Here is a 20,306-nt window from a genome sequence, read left to right on the forward strand (position 1 = left end):
TAACGGACCTCATCCCGAGGAGCCGCTCTAGCGGCGTCTCGAGGGATGGGCCACGGGCTCCTCACTATCCGTCATTCCGGGGCGCGCGCAGCGCGAACCCGGAATCCATTTCGCCGCATGCTCTGCGGTTGGATGGATTCCGGGCTCATCGCTTTCGCGATGCCCCGGAATGACGGAGAGAAATTCGCGAGCGATTTCAACCTGATTTGCTCCGTCCAGTCCTCGCGCAAAAAACATTCCGCTTCCGTCGTCGGGCAAATCAGTGATTTAACTCCGCGCGTCTCACCCAAATGAGGGGCGGCTCGCGATCGTCACGAACGTTGCGGTGAGATGCGGTGGACGTGATGGATGTGACTGACGAGCACACGCATCACGGACGGCGAAGTCGTGTGGTCCTGGCGCCCCGACGCTGGCGCTAAGCTTCTATGAAGTGACGGTGGCAAAAGAGCCCGGTCACCGGGGAGAGCACGAAGGAAACCGTAACACCATCGCGCNGGGAAAGCCGGAATGCTTCGGTTGAACCTGTGGTCCTACCCCCGTGCTTTTTGTTGCACGGGACCCANGGGTGCAACCAGCACCCGGCTTTCCCTGCGCCCTCTGTTCAATGAGAGGGNGGAACGAGACGCAAAGCTCGGGCGCAGCACGCCGCGAGAATGCGAACGCACATCCTCACGCTGTTTGAATCAAACGTAGGATGGGTAGAGCGTAGCGAAACCCATCATTCGCGCCGCGTGCTCCCGAAGCCGATGGGTTTCGCTGCGCTCTACCCATCCTGCGGAATCGCTGTTTGAAATTTGAATCAGAATTTTCCTCCCGTCGTCCCGGGCTTGACCCGGGACCCATAACCACAGGGAGTTGTTGTGGCGCGAGCAAGCGGTTGTCGCGGAGCAAACCACAAAAGCCTGTGGTTATGGGTCCCCGCTTTCGCGGGGACGACAGAATCGGAGGGCGGATAGAACGCCGCGCGCGCCTTACCTCATCGCTCCGAAGCGGTTGTCGAAGGAGTTCGGCTGCACGATCGGCTGCGAGCCTGAGAGCTGCGTGTCCCTGGCGGCGGGCGCGGCTGCGGCGGTCGAGGTGGCCGGCGCATCGGTGACGGTCGGCTTGAGCGCCGGCTTGGCGGCAGCGAGCTTGGTCTCGGTAGGCTTCGGTGCGACGCGAACGACCGATTGCGACTTGGTCTGAGCAGGCTTGATCTCAGCAGTCTTGATCTCAGCAGTCTTGATCTCAGCAGTCTTGGCCTCAGCAGTCTTGGCCTCAGTAGCTTTGGGCTTCGCGGCGGCCGCCGGTGCAGAGGGCGGCGCGCTGGTGGCGGCGGCGTTGGCGTCGGCCGTGGCGCCGATCCCGACCTTGCGGGCGATGCTGGAGAAGAGACCTTCCGACTGCTCACCCGACTGCGTGGCGGAAGCGACGCGGGCCGATGACGTCGCCGACGTCGTCGACACCGCCACCACCGGCTCTTCCGGCTGCGCCAGGTTCGGCTTCGGCGGATTGACGGTGGACGGGATCGTGCCGGGCGCGCGCGCCAGCGACAGTGATTGCAGGCTCTGGCTGTCGCCACCCTCGGAGAGGCCGGTGCTGCCCTCCGGCAGCTTGGAGGCGAAGATCTTGTTCATGCCGCCGTCGATGCCGGTGTTCATCCGCGCCACCGGCGTGCCCTTGGAGATCAGCTTGGCAACCTCGGTCGCCTCTTCCTGCTGCTTCTGGCGGACTGCTTCGGCAATCTGGTCGGGAATCACATAGGCCGGGCATTTGGCGGACGCGTCAAACACCGGATCGCGGGTGGCGCCCGGCGGCTTGGCGGCATCGAAGACATATTTCTTCTCGCAGAAGTCGACCTTCGGCTCCTGCTTCGTCACTTCGAAATGATCGTAGCCTTCCTTGATCATCTTCCAGAAAGGCATGTTCGGGTTGTTGCGGTGCTTGGCCATGTTCACCGGCGTCATCCGGAACGGATAGGCCTGCAACTGGAATGCCTTCTGGCCGCCAAAGAACGACTCGCGGCCGAGCGAATAGATCTCCGCGATCTGCTCGTCGGTCATCGCGTAGCAGCCGCGCGAGGAGCAGTCGCCATGCACCATCAAATGTGAGCCGGTGCGGCCGAGCGCCTTGTCGAAGGCGTTGGGGTAGCCGGTGTTGAAGGAGAGGTAGTAGGCCGATTGCGGGTTCATCTGGCCCGGGCTGATCGTATAGAAGCCCTCCGGCGCCTGGCGGTCGCCCTCGCGGATCTTCGGACCGAGATCACCGGACCAGCGGCAGATCGGATAGGTCTTCAAGTGCGCGAACCTGCCGGAGCGGTCCTGCTTCCAGACTTCGAGCTCGGCTTCCTGCTTGAACAGGCGGATCAGGATCGGCGACTGCAGATCCATGTCCTTTTCGGTGATTGCCGCGACCAGCTTCGGCGGCACCGGCTGGTTGGCCTTGGCATTCGATGCGAGTGAGATGTCGTCGCTATTGCAACCGGCGAGCAATACAGCGGCCGCAAGGGCAGCCGAGGCCAGAAGCGCGCGAACCAGCGTGCGGTGATTCAAGTCCAAGCTCCACACCCACCAGGCATTTCGGGCAACCCCAAATCAACCCTTATGCCTTGAAGCGATCGTTAAAATACTAACCTTTGGACTTCCCACCCGCAACCTGAACGGGGCCCGGCGGGCCGGAACCATGACAGGCATGGTCAAGCAAGAGTTAAAGACCGGCCCCGGGGCCGAATTGCGGCCAAACTGGCCGACCTGGAGCAAAATGCCGCGACTTCGGGGCGGCTAGCTCAGCTTGCGGCCGATATCGAGAAACTTCTGGCGCCGCTGCTTGCGGATCGCGTCCGCATCAAGATTTCGTAGGTCGTTGAAAGCCTGGGCGATGGCATCGCCGGTGGATGCGATCATGGCGGCGGGATCGCGGTGGGCGCCGCCCGGCGGCTCCTTCAGGATCTCGTCGATCACGCCGAATCGCAGCATGTCCTGGGCGGTGATCTTCATGCTGTTGGCGGCTTCCTGCGCCTTGGTGCCGTCCCGCCACAGGATCGAGGATGCCGCCTCCGGCGAGATCACGCTGTAGATCGCGTGCTCCATCATCAGGACGCGGTTGGCCGTGGTGATCGCTATCGCGCCGCCCGACATGCCCTCGCCGGTGATGATCGCGACGTTGGGCACCCCCAGTGACAGGCAGGCGTCGGTCGAGCGCGCGATCGCTTCGGCCTGTCCGCGTTCCTCCGCGCCGATGCCGGGATAGGCGCCGGCCGAATCGACCAGCGAGAGTACCGGGATGCCGAAACGGTCGGCCATTTCCATCAGCCGGACCGCCTTGCGGTAGCCTTCGGGGCGGGCCATGCCGAAATTGTGCTTGATCCGGCTCTCGGTGGAGGCGCCCTTTTCCTGGCCGATCACGCAGATGCTCTCGCCGCGGAAGCGGCCGAAGCCGCCGAGCAGGGCTTCGTCGTCGGCGAATTTGCGGTCGCCGGCCAGCGGCGTGAATTCGGTGATCAGCGCGCTGACGAAATCGGTGAAATGCGGTCGCTGCGGGTGCCGCGCCACCAGCGTCTTCTGCCAGGGCGTCAGGTTGGCATAGAGGTCGGCCAGCGCCTGGCCGGCCTTCTCCTCGATCCGCGCGATCTCGTCGCCGATGTCGCTGCCGGACGCCGCCAGCGCGCGCAATTCGTCGATCTTGGATTCAAGCTCGGCGACGGGTTTTTCGAAGTCGAGGTAACTGCGCATCTGATCCGGCATTACGGCAATATAGGAAGGAACCTGGCGGGCGGCGAAGCGGGTCTGGGGTCTGGAAGAGAAGTTTTGTATCTTCAACAAGTTAACACGCAGCCAAAGCCGAGGCGCGTGGGCTGACCGCAAGCGGTGACGCTCTTTCCTGTGAGAAGCCGCCGAAGTCAAGGCGTAACCCATAGCCCGGCCTGGAAGCCTAATCCGGGGATCGACCGGGCTAAGCCTTCTCCGCCAGCGGATGCAGGTCGCGCACCAGGCTCTTCAGCCGCTCCTCGACCACATGGGTATAGATCTGGGTGGTGGAGATGTCGGTATGGCCGAGCAGGGTCTGGACGATGCGCAGGTCGGCGCCGTTGTGCAGGAGGTGGCTGGCAAAGGCATGCCGCAGCACGTGCGGGGAGACGAGCCGCGGCGCCAGGCCGGAAGCGGCCGCCAACTCCTTGAGGTCGCGGGCAAAGTGCTGCCGGGTCAAATGGCCGCTTTCGCCGAAGGAGGGAAACAGCCATTTCGACGGCGCCGCCTTCTTCTCCGGCTTCATGACCTGCACCGCGGCGAGATAGTCGGCCATCGCCTGGCGCGAGGCCTCGTTCAGCGGCACCAGCCGCTCCTTGTTGCCCTTGCCTCGCACCACGATCATGCGGGCATCGCGCCGCGCCGCCGATAGCGGCAGCGAGACCAGTTCGGAGACGCGTAGGCCAGTGGCGTACAGCACCTCCAAGAGGCAATGCAGCCGGAGCGCGCGCAGCCGCTGCGCCGGTGTCGCGTCGATTTGCGTGAGTTCCTTGGCCCGCGTCAGCATGCGGTCGACGTCGGCGATCGACAGCACCTTGGGCAGGCTGCGGCCGCGCTTCGGGCCAGAGAGGATCGCGGCAGGATCGTCGCTGCGGATCCGCTCGTTGAGCAGGAATCGGAACAGATGCCGCATCGAGGAGAGCCGGCGGGCGACGCTGGTTGATTTGAAACCGCGGGTGTCGAGGTCGGCGAGGTAGTCGCGCAGCGTCTGGGTGTCGGCGCCGGCAAAGCTCTTGCCGGCATGGGTGAGGAATTCGGAGAGGTCTTCGAGGTCGCGGCGATAGGCGTCGAGCGTGTTTTCGCCCGCGCCCTGTTCGGCCGCGAGCATGTCGAGGAACAGGCTGATCAGCCCGGCGTCTGATGTGCTGGAACGTGTCTTGGAACGCATCCCCTGACCATAGCGGCTATTTCTTGAGGAACTTATCCGGCGGGATCGTCACCGTCATTTCCCGCGATTTCGGGGTCACAAAATTGGCCAGTGCGAAAATGATCCCGTAGCCGATACCGCCGATCACGGCGAGGACCGTCAGGAAGCGGAACAGGCTCGGCATATCGAAGGCTCGGGCGGCGAATTAACCATTGGCATCATCCATCATGTTCCCTCAGCCGTTGCAAGGCTCTGGCAACGGTATTGGCGGGGGTAGTATAGGTGACCGGAACGCCGCAAATTCGCCGAGAGACCGAGCTTTAGATGCCAGACAGCGCCGCACCGCTCCCTGTGCTCCCGACCCTGGAGGCCGACATCCTGGCCGTGCTGGGGTCGAGGACGATCGTGCTGGTGGGCATGATGGGCGCCGGCAAATCGACCATTGGCCGGCGGCTGGCCGCGCGGCTGAGGCTGCCCTTCACCGATGCCGACACCGAGATCGAGGCGGCGGCGGGCATGTCGATCCCGGAGATTTTCGAAACCCATGGCGAGGCCTATTTCAGGGATGGCGAGGCGCGGGTGATCGCCCGCCTGCTTAGCGACGGGCCGGCGGTGCTCGCCACCGGCGGCGGTGCGTTCATGCGCGAGGAGACCCGCAACTGCATTCGTGCCAAGGCGATCTCGCTCTGGCTGCGCGCCGATGCCGATGTCATCATGCGCAGGGTACGGCGCCGCGCCGACCGCCCGCTGTTGCAGACCGCCGATCCCGAGGGCACGGTCAACCGTCTGCTCGGCGAGCGCGAGCCGGTCTACCGGAGCGCCGATCTGACGATTTCGTCGCGCGACGTGCCGCATGACCGGATCGTCGAGGAGTGCTTAGAGGCGCTGCATGCCTATCTCTGTGGCAACGGCACGGCACAACCGGCAACCAACGGAATTAGCCTCCCATCATGACTGCGCCATTGAAACACTCTGATCCCATCACCGTCGATGTCGCACTCGGCGACCGCGCCTATGACATCGTGATCGGGCGCGAGATGCTGCCGTCGCTTGGCGCACGGATCGCTGCGCTCCGCCCGGGTGCGCGCACCGCCATCGTCACCGACCGCACGGTGGCGAAACATTGGCTGGAACAGGCCGAGGCGTCGCTTGCTGCGGCCGGCGTCCCGACTTCGCGCATCATCGTCGAGGAAGGCGAGGGCTCGAAGAGCTATGCCGGTCTGACAGAGGTCAGCGAAGCGCTGATCGCGGCCAAGATCGAGCGCAACGATCTCGTCATCGCGCTCGGCGGCGGCGTGGTCGGCGATCTCGCGGGCTTTGCCGCGGCCATCCTGCGCCGCGGCGTCGATTTCGTGCAGGTGCCGACCTCGCTGCTGGCGCAAGTCGATTCATCGGTCGGCGGCAAGACCGGGATCAACTCGCCGCAGGGCAAGAACCTGATCGGGGCGTTCCACCAGCCGGTGCTGGTCGTCGCCGACACGTCGGTGCTCGATACGCTGTCGCCGCGCCAGTTCCGCGCCGGCTATGCGGAGGTTGCCAAATATGGCGTGCTCGGCGATGAGGCCTTTTTCGCCTGGCTGGAAGCCAATCACGCCGACATCTTCTCCGGCGGCGCGGCGCGCGAGCACGCGATCGCAACCTCGTGCCGCGCCAAAGCTGCGATCGTTTCGCGCGACGAACGCGAAACCGGAGAACGCGCGCTGCTTAATCTCGGCCACACCTTCGGTCACGCGCTGGAAGCGGCGACGGGCTTTTCCGACCGGCTGTTCCACGGCGAAGGCGTCGCTATCGGCATGACGCTGGCGGCGGAGTTCTCTGCTTCTCTCGGCATGATTGCGCAAGCGGATGCGGCGCGCGTGAAACGCCACCTCACTGCGGTAGGGTTGCCGACCCGGCTGCAGGATATTGGCGGCTTCGTCCAGGAAGGACTGGCTGATGCCGACGCATTGATGGCGCTGATGGCGCAGGACAAGAAGGTCAAGCGCGGCAAGCTGACCTTCATTCTGCTGGAGGCCGTCGGCCGCGCCGTGATCGCGCGCGACGTCGAGCCTGCACCGGTGCGTGACTTTCTGAAGGCAAAACTGGCCGAGAATTAAAAACGCTCTTCGGATGACGTAGCTTGACCTGGGTTTCGTTCTCAATCGTCGTCGTCTGCCTGTTGGTCTCCGCCTTTTTCGCGGCGAGCGAGACCGCGCTGACCGGCGCTTCGCGCGCCAGCATGTTGCGGCTGTCCAAGCAGGGCAATCGCGAGGCTGGCGTGGTCTCCAGCCTGTTCAACATGCGCGAGCGGCTGATCGGCGCGCTGCTGCTCGGCAACAACATCGCCAATATCGGCGCCTCGGCGCTCGCAACCGGCATCCTCACCGCGTGGTTCGGCGACGTCGGCGTGCTCTATGCGACCGCGGTGATGACGGTGATGGTCGTGATCTTCGCCGAGGTGCTGCCCAAGACCATCGCGATCAACGCGCCCGACCGGATATCGCTCCTGGTGGCGCGGCCGATGAAGGTTACGGTCTATCTGCTCGGACCGTTCCTGACCGTGATCGAGTTCATCGTGCTCGCCTTGATGAAACTCTTCGGCATCAAGGTCGGTGCCAACCAGGCCATCCTGTCGCCGACCGAGCGACTGCGCGGCGCCGTCGATTTGTTGCATCACGAGGGCAAGGTCGAGAAGCAGGACCGCGACATGTTCGGCGGGCTGCTCGATCTGCGCGAATTGCAGGTGTCGGACGTGATGGTCCACCGCACCGAAATGACCATGATCAACGCCGATCTGCCGCCGGAGGAACTGGTCCGCGAGGTGCTCGCCACCGAATACACCCGCATTCCGCTGTGGCGCGACAAGCCGGAGAACATCATCGGGGTGCTGCACGCCAAGGATTTGCTGCGCGCGATCCGCGCCGCCGAGGGCGATACGTCGAACATCGACGTCGCCACCATCGCGTTGCCGCCGTGGTTCGTGCCGGAGATGCGGCCCGTCTCCGAGCAGCTCAAGGCGTTCCGCCGCCGCAAGACGCATTTCGCTCTCGTCGTCGACGAATACGGCGAAGTCGAAGGTCTGGTGACACTGGAAGACATCCTGGAGGAGATCGTCGGAGACATTTCCGACGAGCACGACGTAGTGGTCGCGGGTGTTCGTGCCCAGCCCGACGGCTCCGTAGTGGTCGACGGCTCGGTGCCGATCCGCGATCTCAACCGTGCGATGGACTGGCATTTGCCGGACGAGGAAGCCACGACGGTGGCGGGTCTCGTGATCCATGAAGCGCGCTCGATCCCCGAGCGCGGCCAAAGCTTCACCTTCCACGGCTTCCGCTTCCGCGTCCTGCGTCGCGAGCGCAACCGCATCACGGCGCTGCGCATCACCGCGCTGCCGCGCGAAGCCGAGGCCGAGGCCGAGGAGCCCAGGCCGAAGCGTGCCGGGACGGCGTTCTAGCACAGGCGCGTCGATTCTCCGTCATGGCCGGGCTTGTCCCGGCCATCCACGCCTTTCTCGTGCCAGCCAAGAACGTGGATGCCCGGCACAAGGCCGGGCATGACGGGCCTGGATGTTGGCGGCCTATTCAATGTCGATGGTGACCCCGGAAAGCTTCCAGGTGCCGTCGGCGGGGATGAAGGCGAGCTGATACTTCACCTGCTTCGGCGTGGTCTCGAAATGGCCCTTCAGGCGCAGCACACCTTTCTCGTCGATCTTCGCCTCCTCGTCGGCAATGACAGGCTTTGCCACCACGGCGTCGAACACCGCGTGCTTGTCGACGAGATCCTTGAAGACGGCCTGCAGCTTCTCCGGCGGAAACTGCTCGGCGAACGGCTTTGACATTTTGGCGTGCAGGACGGTGAAATTATTGGCGGCGACGGCATCGCTCAGCGTCACCAAAATGCTTTTCACGAGCACTTCCTGAACGAGCGGGCCCGGCATGGCCTGTGCTGCAGCCGGTACGGGCGCAGAGAGCGCCAGCATTGCCATCACGGCCGCGGCCAATCGCAGATGTGCCCAGTGAACCATCTGACAGCCCCTCGCTACAGGTGGCGATGGTGCAATGAGCCTGCCCAATTCCAATGGAACTGTCCATCGCCCAGGCCGCTATCTCTGATAAAGGAAAACAGCCGTGGCGTCTTGCGCGACGTTGATCAAAACCGCAGTTCGGTCGTGTTCTTCAGCTAAATTTCCAGGCGGCGCCCCTCAGCGCGGTCGTTCCGCTGGAGCTTGCGCATGGATCGCGAGCGCATGCACGCCATCCGCGAGTTCCTGGGCGAGTGCCGCATTAATCATGCGATGGCGTTCGATCCGGCTCTTCCCTTCGAACGCTTGAGATACAATATAAACACCGAAATGCGTCTCGCCGCCTGGCCGATGCCCCGCGTGGCCCTCATGCAGATGTGATTCATCTTGGACCTCGAGGCTTTCGGGCAAGAAAGCTTCACGCAACTTGTTTATAATAACGTCTCTTGTGCTCATGGCGGCGGCAATAGTTCGAAGGCTGCATTTCGTCAATGGCACATCCGAAGCAGAGGTATTCGCAATGTCAAGACTTGAAGCTTTTTGCATTGCGTAGTCAAAGTCAGTCATGGCGATCGATTCATCAAAATTCTTCGACTCCATTCGCATCAAGCCGACGAAGGTGAGTGCGAAGCGCCAGGCGCAGGCTGGTCAGGAAGCCATCACCTGCGAATGGGCCGGCTGTCAGAACAAGGGTTCGCACCGCGCGCCGAAGGGCCGCGAGAACTCGCGCGAGTATTGGCATTTCTGCCTCGATCATGTTCGCGAGTACAACCAGTCTTACAATTTTTTCCAGGGTATGAATCCTGAGGCGGTGGCGCGCTACCAGAAGGATGCGCTGACCGGCCATCGCCCGACCTGGAAGATGGGCGCCAACACCAGCGCCAAGCACGGCAAGGGCAGCGCCGAGGACGATCTCGGCGGCGCCGCCGATCCCTTTAATGTGTTCTCCGAACTCAATGGCCGCGCTGGCTGGCGGCCGGGGCCGGGCGCGCAGGCCAAGACTGAAGCGCGCACGGTGATGAATGCCGAGCGCAAGGCGCTGCAGGTTATGGGCCTCACCGCCGAGGCGACGCTCGAAGACGTCAAGGCGAAGTACAAGGCGCTGGTGAAGCAGCACCACCCCGACGCCAACGGTGGCGATCGTTCCACCGAAGACCGCCTGATCGAGATCATCAAGGCGTATAACTATCTCAAGACCGTGGTCCGCGAGGCATGACGTCGTCCCGGGCTTGACCCGGGACCCATAACCACAGGACGCTGTGGTTACGAAAAGATGTCGGCCCAGTCTTCGCTTCAATTCATATCGGTGGTTATGGGTCCCGGCTTTCGCCGGGACGACGGCGGAATATGTGGTCCCGCCGTCGTTCCACTGACGCGCATTGCGGGTTACACCTTCGGCATCGGCCCCACATAAGACGAGCTTGGCCGGATCAGCCGGCCGGTGCGCTGCTGTTCGCGCGCATGCGCGGTCCATCCGGCCGCGCGTGCTACTGCGAAGATCGGCGTGAAGGCCTGCCGCGGAATGGAAAGCGCGTCGAGCAGGATCGCGGTGAAGAACTCGACATTCGTTTCCAGCGGCCGGGTCGGATTCTTCCGCCGCAGCGCCTCGCGGACATAGGCCTCGACTTCGCCGGCGAACGGCAGGTCGGCGCCTTCGGCGGCCAGCCGCTCGATCGCATCTTTCAGCACATCGGCGCGCGGATCGCGTACGCGATAGACGCGATGGCCGAATCCCATCAGCCGCTCGCCGCGCGCCAGCGCCGCATCGACCCAGGGCCTGATGCGTTCGCGCGTGCCGATCGCGTCCAGCATCTCAAGCACCGGCTCCGGCGCGCCGCCATGGAGCGGGCCGGTTAGCGCGCAATAGCCGGCCGTGACGGCCGCGAACAGGTCGGCTTGGGTCGAGGCCACCACGCGCGTCGTGAAGGTGGACGCGTTCATGCCGTGATCAGAGACCGTGACGAGATAGGCATCCAGCGCCGCGACCTCGCGCGGTTCGGGCTTGCGGCTCAGCAGCATCGTCAGCGTATCCGCAGCGTGGCTGACATTCGGATCGGGCGCGAGCGGATCGTGGCCCTTGGCCCGCTGCACCAGCGCGCCGGCGATCACCGGAAAGGCGCCGACGATCGTCGCTTCGTGCTCGAGCCCGTTTTCGGCGCGCAAGCCAGCAACTGCGGCGCGGAAGCCGTCCACAATCGACATGCCGCGGGTCGCCGGCAGCACGTCGGGCAATCGGGCGAAGGCGCGCTCGCGCGCGGCCCCAAGCTTGGCGCGCACATTGGACTCGCTGAGCGTGCTTCCGGTCGCCGCATTCCATAATCGTGCGGTGACGCCCTCGAAGCTCGATGTCGAGGCGAGCACGCTGACATGCTCGCCGGCGATGATCAGTTCGCCGCGCTCGCCGTCGACATGGCTGAGCACGGTTTCGGCGGCGGCAATGCCGTCCAGCCCGATAGGGCTTTTGGTCACCTGAATATTCATGGCGGATCTCCTTTCGTGATCAGGAGAAAGTCGATCCTCTCGACAGATTGATCAATCTTGATTAGCTTAATCAATATGAAAAAATCCGATGGCCTTTATCTCTCCGCCCGCGAGGCGGCGGCCGAGCTCGCGATCTCGCCGGCTACGCTCTACGCCTATGTCAGTCGGGGCCTGATCCGCTCCGAGCCTTCGGCGGATTCCCGCAGCCACCGCTACCGGGCCGAGGACATCCGCGGGTTGAAGGAGCGCCGCACCCCGTCGCCGGAGCCGCGCGGCCTGCGCAGCTTCGATGCCGATTTGCCGGTGATGGATTCGGCGATCGCAACCATCACCGAGGACGGGCCGATCTATCGCGGCGTGAACTGCGTCGATCTTGCCGAGAAGGATACGCTCGAGCACACGGCGACGCTGTTGTGGGATGTCACGGGCGTCGATCCCTTTGCGCCGAACAACTGCCCGTTTGTCTCTGGGGAGATGCGCGCCATCGCCGAGGCCGCGCACCGCGCCGGGCCGATTGACCGCGCCATTGCCGTGCTGGCGCTCGCCGCAAGCGCCGATCCCCGCGCCTTCACCCGCGCGCCCGACGGCCGCGCGATGGTCGGCGCGCGCATCGTCCGGCTATTGGTTGCGACCATGCTGAACCGCGAACCCTCGTCCGAACCGCTGCATGTGCAGATCGCCGGCGCCTGGGCATCCGGCAACAAGCATGCCGCCGACCTGATCCGCCGCACGCTGGTGCTGCTCGCCGATCACGAATTGAACGCTTCGACCTTCACGGCGCGCTGTGCCGCTTCGACCGGGCTCAATCTCTATGACGCGGTGATTGCCGGCCTGGCGGCGCTCAAGGGTCCGAAACACGGCGGCGCCGGCGTATTGGCATCGCGGCTGGTGAAGACCTTGGTCGATCAGGATGTCGAGCCGGTGATCCGCGAGCGCGTCGCGCTCGGCGAGCGCTTCGCCGGTTTTGGCCATGGCGTCTACCGGCGCGGCGATCCCCGCGCGCAGTCGCTGTTGGATGCGCTCGCGCGCGCCGGCGCCGCGCGCAAATTCACCAGGGAGGTTCCAGAGCGGATCGCGGAGGCGACCGGCGAGTTCGTCAATATCGACTATGCGCTGGCCGTGCTGGTGCACAGCCTGCGGCTTCCCCTCGGCAGCGAGCTCGCGCTGTTTGCGATGGCACGCAGCGTCGGCTGGATCGCGCATGCCAGCGAGCAATTGCAGCACGGCCGGCTGATTCGCCCGCGCGCACGATATGTCGGGCCGGCGCCCGGACGCAGCGCGGCAGCCAAGAGTATCTGACGAAGCCCGGGTGAAGCGCAGCGTAACCGGGGACCGGCGGTAATCGTTGATGGAGACGTCCCGGGTTGCGCGGAGCCCGTCATCGGACGCGCTTTCGCGCTACCCGTTGGCTCCACCCGGGCTACAGGCTACGTGTGCGGCTTCGCCGCCGGCTCCATCACGCCGCGCCGGCGGCGGATGATCCAGGTCGCAAGCGCCACGACCAAGGCGCCGGCGATCACCGCCAGGATCCAGATATGCTTGCCGGCATGATGGTGGTGATACGGCAGCCCGCCATACTCGTGCAGCGCAGAGACCGCGAGCACGCCCGGCAGCACGTGCACGGGTGCCCAGAGCAGGACCGCGGGAATATTGACGCTGTAGAAGCGCGCCGGCGGCATATCCAGCGCGCCGGCGGTGAGTGGCACGAAGGCACGGAACGGCGGCACGAAGCGCGCAAAGAACACCGCGAGTATGCCCCAGCGATGGAAAAACGCCTCGCTCTGCTCGACCACGCGCGGATAGCCCGACAGTGGCCATGCAGCCAGGATCTCGCGCTGGCGGCGATGGCCGATCCAGTAGGCGGAGCCGTCGCCGAGCAGGGCACCTGCGGCAGCGGCGGCCAGCACCGGCCATAGCTTCAGCTCGCCGCCGGGGATCAGCGCCCCCATCGCCACAATGATCGTTGAGCCGGGCACCAGCGACCCCGCCACCGGGACCGCCTCCAGAAAGGCGGCCACAAACAATGTCAGATAGGCAAGCCACGCATGGGCCGAAACGAAGGTGATCAGGGGGTCAAGGAATGTGGTCACAAAATTCCCGCAGCTCACGGTCTTGCCTGACCTTGAGAGCTAACAACTCGCCCCCGGCCTGGAAAGGGAGCGCGGCGGGCCCTCGCGGCAAAGTGCGGCGCGATTCGCAGGGCAGCCCTCCAAAAACCGCGTCCAGCACCTATCTTTATGAAAGAACAACGGAACTTTGATCGCGCCGCAGGCTTCTGCCGGCGGTTGCAGTCTGCTAGGCTTGTGCATAGCACCCAATCCGCAGCCAAACGAATAATCTGGTTTCGGGATTCCCGGGACCTCGGAGGACGAATGACGACCGCCGCCCAGACCACATTGGAAGACACCGCCGGCTTGCCCGACATGAAAGTATCGGTCCGGCAGGTGTTCGGCATCGATAGCGACCTTGAGGTGCCGGCCTATGCGGAAGTCGACCCGCACGTGCCGGAGGTTGATGCGGATTACCGCTTCGACCGCGCCACCACGCTCGCGATCCTCGCCGGCTTCGCCAGGAACCGCCGTGTGATGGTCACCGGCTATCACGGCACCGGCAAGTCGACCCATATCGAGCAGGTTGCAGCGCGGCTCAACTGGCCCTGCGTACGCGTCAATCTCGACAGCCACATCAGCCGTATCGACCTGGTCGGCAAGGACTCGATCGTGGTCCGGGACGGCAAGCAGGTCACCGAATTTCGCGACGGCATCCTGCCCTGGGCGCTGCAGCACAATGTCGCGCTGGTGTTCGACGAATATGACGCCGGCCGGCCCGACGTGATGTTCGTGATCCAGCGCGTGCTGGAAGTCTCGGGACGGCTGACGCTGCTCGACCAGAACAAGGTGATCAAGCCGCATCCGGCGTTCCGTCTGTTCGCGACGGCCAACACGATCGGCCTTGGCGACACGTCGGGGCTCTATCACGGCACCCAGCAGATCAACCAGGGCCAGATGGACCGCTGGTCGATCGTCACCACGTTGAACTACCTCGCCCATGACGAGGAGGTCGAGATCGTGCTCGCCAAGGCGAAGCACTACCGCAGCCAGGAAGGCCGTGACATCGTCAACAAGATGGTGCGGCTCGCCGATCTCACCCGCAACGCCTTCGCCAATGGCGATCTGTCGACGGTGATGAGCCCGCGCACGGTAATCACCTGGGCGGAAAACTCCGAGATCTTCGGCGATATCGGCTTTGCCTTCCGCGTCACCTTCCTCAACAAGTGCGACGAGCTCGAGCGGCCATTGGTGGCGGAATTCTACCAGCGCTGCTTCAATGCGGAGCTGCCCGAATCCGCCGTTAACGTCGCGTTGAGCTAGGGGTCATGTCGTCCCGGACAAGCGAAGCGCGATCCGGGACCCATAACCCCAGGATGCAGTCGTTGCGAAGATTGGGGCTTCCTCCGCGCTCAATGATTTCTTCCTGTGGTTATGGGTCCCCGCTTTCGCGCGGACGACGGTGAGAGCGAGATGACCGCATCATCCAACAGCAAATTCCGCAACACGAAGGAAGCGCCGACCGAGCCGTTCAAGCGCGCGGTGACATCGTGCCTGAAGGCGATCGCGAAAACGCCGGAGCTCGAAGTCTCCTTTGCCGCCGAGCGACCGGGGCTTGCGCCCGGCAAGGCGCGGCTGCCGGAGCCGGCGCGCAAATTGACCAAGCGTGACGCTGCGATCGTGCGGGGACACGCGGACTCCATCGCGCTGAAGCTCGCCTGTCACGATCCCAAGGTGCATCGCAAGCTGATCCCGGGCAATCCGCAGGCGCGCGGCGTGTTCGAGGCGGTCGAGCAGGCGCGCGTCGAGGCGATCGGCTCGCGGCGGATGGCGGGCGTTGCGAAAAACCTCAACGCGATGCTCGACGATCATTTTCACCGCGGCAAGTATGACGAGATCACCGACCGCGCCGATGCGCCGCTGGCGGATGCGCTGGCGATGCTGGTGCGCGAGCGGCTGACTGGACTGGCGCCGCCTCAGGCTGCGCGCAAGATGGTCGACCTTTGGCGCCCGCTGCTGGAAGACAAGATCGGCACGCGGCTCGATAAACTGGCGCGCTTCACCGAGGACCAGGCCAGGTTCGGCGACCTCGTGCATGATCTGTTGTCGGCGCTCGACCTCGGCGACGAGCGCGACATGGACTCCGACGAGGACGACAACCAGGATGAAAATCCGGATGGCGAGAGCGATCAGTCCGGCGCCGAAGGCTCGCCTGATTCCGATGCCGCGCAGGAGATGAGCGCCGACCAGGCGCAGACGACCTCGGAAGAGATGTCCGAGAGTGCGATGGAAAGCGCGCAGGCGTCCACCAGCGACACTTTCGACGACGGCGAGCTCGGCGACGATGAGACGCCGGGCGAGGCGACGCGGCCGAATACGCGTGGCAGCAATGAGCCGCGCGGTCCCGAATACCACGCATTTGCACCGAAATTCGACGAGATCGTCGCCGCCGAAGACCTTTGCGACCATGACGAGCTGGAGCGCCTGCGCTCCTATCTCGACAAGCAGCTCGCGCATCTGCAAGGCATCGTCGCGCGGCTGGCCAATCGGTTGCAGCGCCGCCTGATGGCGCAGCAGAACCGCGCCTGGGAATTTGATCTCGAAGAGGGGATTCTCGATCCCGCGCGCCTGTCGCGCGTCGTCACCGATCCCTATCACCCGTTGTCGTTCATGCGCGAGAAGGAAGCGACCTTCCGCGACACCGTGGTGACGCTGCTGCTCGATAATTCCGGCTCGATGCGCGGCCGTCCGATCACGGTCGCCGCCACCTGCGCCGATATCCTGGCACGCACGCTGGAGCGCTGCGGCGTCAAGGTCGAGATCCTCGGCTTCACGACGCGCGCCTGGAAGGGCGGCCAGTCCCGCGAAGCCTGGCTTGCTGCTGGCAAGCCGGCGAATCCCGGCCGGCTCAACGATCTCCGTCACATCATCTACAAGTCAGCCGATGCGCCGTGGCGGCGGGCGCGGAAGAATCTTGGCCTGATGATGCGCGAAGGCCTGCTTAAGGAGAACATCGACGGCGAGGCGTTGGACTGGGCGCACAAGCGCCTGCTGGCTCGTTCCGAGCAGCGCAAGATCCTGATGATGATCTCCGACGGCGCGCCGGTCGACGATTCCACGCTGTCGGTCAATCCCGGCAACTACCTCGAGCGGCATCTGCGCCACATCATCGAGGAGATCGAGACCCGCTCGCCGGTCGAATTGATCGCGATCGGCATCGGCCACGACGTCACGCGCTACTATCGCCGCGCCGTCACCATCGTCGATGCCGAAGAACTCGGCGGCGCCATCACCGAGAAGCTCGCCGAACTCTTCAGCGAAACTCACGGTCCTGCTCCCGCAGAACGCCGGCCCAGGCGGCTGCATTCTTGACCATCATGAAATGACGCGCCGCGCGACCGGATCGCCCCATCCCGAGGAGCGGCGTCGCCTCTCGGACGAGGAGGAAGCTGCCGGGCCTCATAGTTCGAGACGGCGCAAATGCGCCTCCTCACTATGAGGGACGGAGATCTTTCCCGCCGCCGCTTGCTGGGCTTTGCCGCGGCGGGGCTTGCGGCTGCTGCGCTGCCATGCGCGGCGCGCGCGCAAACCGTTCTCGAGCCGCCGACGAAGCCGATCCTGCCGAGCGAGTCCACGGTGGCGGCGCCGGTCTCGATCGATGTCAATGCGCGGCCGCTGTCGTCCTTCGACATCCGCGATCGCGCGCATGTCAGGTTCGGCGCGCTGGAATATCGTAGCGGATTGGTGCTGACTTCCTCCTTTCGCGGCTTCGGCGGCCTGTCGGCGCTGCGGCTCGACGCCAAGGGCGAACGCTTCATCGCCGTCAGCGACCACGGTAGCTGGTTCACCGGCCGCATCGTCTACAAAGGCCGCGAGATGACGGGACTTGCCGATGTCGAGGCGGCGCCGCTGCTCGGCCCCGACGGCAGGCCGATCACCGCGCGCGGCTGGTACGATTCTGAATCAATGGCGCTGGACGGCTCATTCGTCTATGTCGGGCTTGAGCGCGTCAACCAGGTGCTGCGCTTCGATTTCTCCAAGGGATTCACGCGCGCACGCGGCGAGGTGGTGTCGCTGCCGCCGGCCGCCAAACGGCTCCCGAACAACAAGGGGCTGGAGGCGCTGCTGATGGTGCCGCAAGGCCTGCCGCTGGCGGGAACCTTGATCGCGATCTCCGAGCGCGGCCTTGATGCGCAGGGCAACATCACCGGCTTCCTGGTCGGCGGCAAGACGCCGGGACAGTTTTCCGTTCGCCGCACAGACAATTTCGACATCAGTGACGCGGTGCTGCTGCCCTCCGGCGACCTGCTGCTGCTCGAGCGCAAATTCTCCTGGGTTGACGGCGTCGGCATTCGTATCCGCCGCATCGCACTTGCGTCCGTGATGCCGGGTGCCGTCCTCGACGGTCCTTCGGTCTTCAACGCCGATCTCGGCAACGAGATCGACAACATGGAAGGCATCGACGCCCACACCACGGCCGAAGGCGACACCGTGATCACCATGATCTCCGACGATAATTTCTCGATGATCCAGCGCACGCTGCTGCTGCAGTTCACGCTGGTGGAATAGAGGATTGGTCTCGGGGTTGGCAAACACACTGGCCCGCTCTGACGGAACGGTTCTTGCAACGCTGGGGCGTCAATCGAAACCGAGAGCCATGATGCGCAAGTTGTTCCCCATTCTCATCGCCGCGAGTTTGTTTGCCGCAGTTGCACAGGCACAGACCTGGCCCTCGCGCCTGATCAAGGCGACGATCCCGTTCGGCGCGGGCAGTGCCACCGATGTGGTGCCGCGCCTGGTGTTCGATCGGCTCTCGGCAGAGCTCGGCCAGCCCTTCGTGATCGAGAATCGTGCCGGCGCTGGCGGCACGCTCGGCACCGGCCTCGTCGCCAAGGCGGAGGCTGACGGCTACAACGTGCTCGCGCATTCCTCGGCGCTGACCATTGCGCCGGCAATCTTCCCGAATCTCTCTTTCGACGCGACCAAAGACCTTTCATCCGTGCTGATGATCGGCTCCAGTGCCAATGTCATGATCGTGCCGAAGGAGCGGCCCTGGAAAACCATCCAGGATTTCATTGCCGACGCCAAGGCGAAGCCCGGCTCGATCTCCTTTGGTTCGGTCGGCGTCGGCAGCGCCGTGCATATCAGCGCGGAAAAATTCCTCCTCGCCGCCGGCATCGAAGGCACCCACGTGCCCTATCGCGGCGGCCCCGAAGTGATTGCCGACATCCTGGGCGGGCGCATCGATCTCTATTTCTGCCCGCTCGCGACCGCGCTGCCCCTGATCCGCGACGGCCAGGTGAAGGCGCTGTTGGTGTCGACGCCGAAGCGCGCCGCCGATTTGCCCGATGTGCCGTCTCCGTCGGAGATCGGTTTGACCGGCGCCGACAGCATGAGCTGGTTCGGGATCTTCGTGCCGGCGAGAACGCCGCGCGAGATCATCGAGAAATTTCATGCGGCAGGGATGAAGGTGTTGAACGATCCGGCAACGCAGGCAAGCCTCAAGAAACTTGGTGTCGAGCCGATGCCGATGACACCAGCCCAGATGGACGATTTCATCAAGAGCGAGACCGTCGCTAACCTGCAGTTGATCAAGGCCGCCGGAATCAATCAGTAGCCGGCAGGTTGAGGCGGGGCCGGGGCGTGGTTAGATAAGAAGGCAGTTTCCCTCCTATCCCTGGATCCCCGCATGAGCGCCCTGTTTTCCTCGATCGAGCTGCGCGGCCTGAAATTGCCCAACCGGATCATGGTATCGCCGATGTGCCAATATTCGGCAGAAAACGGCGAGGCCAATGATTGGCATTTCACCCATATCAACATGCTGGCGCTGTCGGGCGCGGCGATGTTCTGCATCGAAGCCACGCATGTGGAGGCCATCGGGCGCATCACGCCCGGCTGCCTTGGACTTTATAATGACGCCACTGAGGCCGCGCTGAAACCGATCCTGGCCTCGGTGCGCAAACACTCGAAAGCAGCGGTCGCGATGCAGCTTGCGCATGCCGGCCGCAAGGGGTCGAGCCATCGGCCCTGGGACGGCGGGCAGTTGATCCCGCTGTCCGAAGGCGGCTGGCGGACCGTGGCGCCATCGGCAGTGCCGCACAAGGAAGGCGAGGCGGCGCCGCTCGCGCTGGACGAGGCCGGGCTCAAGCGCGTCCGCGACGATTTTGTGACGGCCGCCAAGCGTGCCGACCGGCTCGGCATCGACGCGCTCGAACTGCATGGCGCGCACGGCTATTTGATGCATCAGTTCTTGTCGCCGATCTCGAACAAGCGCACCGACCAGTATGGCGGTTCGCTTGAAAACCGCATGCGCTTTCCGCTTGAAGTGTTCGACGCGGTGCGTGCCGCATTTCCGGATCGCAAGCCCGTCGGCATCAGAGTGTCGGCGACCGACTGGGTCGAGGGCGGCTGGGACATCGCGCAGACGATCGAATTCGCCAAGGAATTGAAGAAGCGCGGCGTCGACTGGATCGATGTTTCCTCCGGTGGCGTTTCGCCATTGCAAAAGATCCCGCTGGGTCCGGGCTATCAGGTGCCGTTCGCGCAGGCCGTGAAAGAAGCAACTGGCGTCACCACCATGGCAGTCGGGCTGATCACGGAAGCGAAGCAGGCCGAAGAGATCGTCGCTTCCGGCAAAGCCGATATGGTCGCGCTCGCCCGCGGCATGCTCTACGATCCTCGCTGGGGCTGGCATGCCGCCGCTGAACTCGGCGGACAGGTTGACGCACCACCGCAGTATTGGCGCTCGCAACCGTCGACGCACAAAGCGCTATTCGGCGCGACCACGTTCGGAGCGCGGTAGTCATCACAGTTATTGCGAGCGAAAGTGAGACGGCCATCCCGCTCTGCAACGACGAAAGCCACTATTCCGCCGTAACCGAGGTAGGTACTCTCGCTTGTGCATG

The 20,306-nt window shown here is 64.3% G+C and carries 18 protein-coding genes; 10 read left to right on the plus strand and 8 right to left on the minus strand.

Annotated elements, in window-relative coordinates; translation table 11 throughout:
- Positions 1-971: 971 nt before the first annotated feature.
- From YY7_RS63165 to YY7_RS51835, 4 genes are all read right to left on the minus strand, one after another.
- Positions 972-2,531 (minus strand): L,D-transpeptidase family protein, encoded by a 1,560-nt coding sequence (locus tag YY7_RS63165; RefSeq protein WP_028164221.1) that lies wholly within the window; start codon positions 2,529-2,531, stop codon positions 972-974.
- A 228-nt stretch (positions 2,532-2,759) separates the two neighbouring features.
- Positions 2,760-3,722, minus strand: coding sequence for an acetyl-CoA carboxylase carboxyltransferase subunit alpha (locus YY7_RS0116565; protein WP_028164222.1), 963 nt, complete (start codon positions 3,720-3,722; stop codon positions 2,760-2,762).
- Positions 3,723-3,930: 208 nt separating this feature from the next.
- On the minus strand, positions 3,931-4,893 hold the full coding sequence (xerD, locus tag YY7_RS0116570) for a site-specific tyrosine recombinase XerD (RefSeq protein WP_051396745.1): 963 nt from the start codon (positions 4,891-4,893) through the stop codon (positions 3,931-3,933).
- A 16-nt stretch (positions 4,894-4,909) separates the two neighbouring features.
- A complete protein-coding gene (locus YY7_RS51835; RefSeq protein ID WP_035690322.1) occupies positions 4,910-5,056 on the minus strand; it encodes a hypothetical protein in 147 nt (48 codons plus the stop codon).
- 140 nt (positions 5,057-5,196) lie between these two features.
- On the opposite strand from YY7_RS51835, the gene YY7_RS0116580 reads away from it, so the two are divergent.
- Genes YY7_RS0116580 through YY7_RS0116590 form a run of 3 tightly spaced genes read left to right on the plus strand, consistent with a single transcriptional unit; the run spans position 5,197 to position 8,305 of the window.
- Positions 5,197-5,826: a shikimate kinase gene (locus tag YY7_RS0116580; protein WP_028164224.1), complete on the plus strand. Its 630-nt coding sequence runs from the start codon at positions 5,197-5,199 to the stop codon at positions 5,824-5,826.
- Positions 5,823-6,968 (plus strand): 3-dehydroquinate synthase, encoded by a 1,146-nt coding sequence (gene aroB / locus YY7_RS0116585; RefSeq protein WP_028164225.1) that lies wholly within the window; start codon positions 5,823-5,825, stop codon positions 6,966-6,968. The genes YY7_RS0116580 and aroB overlap by 4 nt, the downstream gene beginning before the upstream one ends.
- A gap of 23 nt (positions 6,969-6,991) precedes the next feature.
- On the plus strand, positions 6,992-8,305 hold the full coding sequence (locus tag YY7_RS0116590) for an HlyC/CorC family transporter (protein WP_028164226.1): 1,314 nt from the start codon (positions 6,992-6,994) through the stop codon (positions 8,303-8,305).
- Positions 8,306-8,428: 123 nt separating this feature from the next.
- On the opposite strand, the gene YY7_RS0116600 is transcribed toward YY7_RS0116590, so the two are convergent.
- Together YY7_RS0116600 and YY7_RS58105 are read right to left on the minus strand one after the other, a co-directional pair.
- Positions 8,429-8,875: a hypothetical protein gene (locus tag YY7_RS0116600; protein WP_051396746.1), complete on the minus strand. Its 447-nt coding sequence runs from the start codon at positions 8,873-8,875 to the stop codon at positions 8,429-8,431.
- Positions 8,876-9,052: 177 nt separating this feature from the next.
- Positions 9,053-9,328 carry a BolA family protein gene (locus YY7_RS58105; protein ID WP_080663730.1) on the minus strand — a complete coding sequence of 92 codons (276 nt, stop codon included), beginning with the start codon at positions 9,326-9,328 and terminating at the stop codon, positions 9,053-9,055.
- A 109-nt stretch (positions 9,329-9,437) separates the two neighbouring features.
- Between YY7_RS58105 and YY7_RS0116610 the strand changes: the two genes are divergently transcribed.
- The gene (locus YY7_RS0116610; RefSeq protein WP_028164228.1) at positions 9,438-10,088 is read left to right on the plus strand and encodes a J domain-containing protein; all 651 of its coding nucleotides are present in this window, start codon (positions 9,438-9,440) and stop codon (positions 10,086-10,088) included.
- Positions 10,089-10,258: 170 nt separating this feature from the next.
- Here the strand turns inward: YY7_RS0116610 and YY7_RS0116615 are convergent, their stop codons facing one another.
- Positions 10,259-11,353, minus strand: a complete 1,095-nt coding sequence (locus YY7_RS0116615) for a citrate synthase/methylcitrate synthase (RefSeq protein ID WP_028164229.1) — start codon at positions 11,351-11,353, stop codon at positions 10,259-10,261.
- A gap of 75 nt (positions 11,354-11,428) precedes the next feature.
- Between YY7_RS0116615 and YY7_RS0116620 the strand changes: the two genes are divergently transcribed.
- The gene (locus tag YY7_RS0116620) at positions 11,429-12,652 is read left to right on the plus strand and encodes a citrate synthase family protein (protein WP_028164230.1); all 1,224 of its coding nucleotides are present in this window, start codon (positions 11,429-11,431) and stop codon (positions 12,650-12,652) included.
- A gap of 128 nt (positions 12,653-12,780) precedes the next feature.
- Here the strand turns inward: YY7_RS0116620 and YY7_RS0116625 are convergent, their stop codons facing one another.
- On the minus strand, positions 12,781-13,443 hold the full coding sequence (locus YY7_RS0116625; RefSeq protein ID WP_028164231.1) for a DedA family protein: 663 nt from the start codon (positions 13,441-13,443) through the stop codon (positions 12,781-12,783).
- 282 nt (positions 13,444-13,725) lie between these two features.
- Between YY7_RS0116625 and cobS the strand changes: the two genes are divergently transcribed.
- From cobS to YY7_RS0116650, 5 genes are all read left to right on the plus strand, one after another.
- The gene (gene cobS, locus YY7_RS0116630) at positions 13,726-14,724 is read left to right on the plus strand and encodes a cobaltochelatase subunit CobS (RefSeq protein ID WP_028164232.1); all 999 of its coding nucleotides are present in this window, start codon (positions 13,726-13,728) and stop codon (positions 14,722-14,724) included.
- A gap of 150 nt (positions 14,725-14,874) precedes the next feature.
- Positions 14,875-16,773: a cobaltochelatase subunit CobT gene (gene cobT, locus YY7_RS0116635; RefSeq protein WP_028164233.1), complete on the plus strand. Its 1,899-nt coding sequence runs from the start codon at positions 14,875-14,877 to the stop codon at positions 16,771-16,773.
- Between the two features lie 108 nt (positions 16,774-16,881).
- Positions 16,882-17,970, plus strand: coding sequence for an esterase-like activity of phytase family protein (locus YY7_RS0116640; protein WP_028164234.1), 1,089 nt, complete (start codon positions 16,882-16,884; stop codon positions 17,968-17,970).
- Positions 17,971-18,061: 91 nt separating this feature from the next.
- The gene (locus tag YY7_RS0116645; protein WP_035690340.1) at positions 18,062-19,018 is read left to right on the plus strand and encodes a Bug family tripartite tricarboxylate transporter substrate binding protein; all 957 of its coding nucleotides are present in this window, start codon (positions 18,062-18,064) and stop codon (positions 19,016-19,018) included.
- A gap of 72 nt (positions 19,019-19,090) precedes the next feature.
- Positions 19,091-20,203, plus strand: a complete 1,113-nt coding sequence (locus YY7_RS0116650; protein WP_028164236.1) for an NADH:flavin oxidoreductase/NADH oxidase — start codon at positions 19,091-19,093, stop codon at positions 20,201-20,203.
- Positions 20,204-20,306: the final 103 nt, after the last annotated feature.

It is taken from the genome of Bradyrhizobium elkanii WSM2783, assembly GCF_000472865.1.
Classification (GTDB): Bacteria; Pseudomonadota; Alphaproteobacteria; order Rhizobiales; family Xanthobacteraceae; genus Bradyrhizobium; species Bradyrhizobium elkanii_A.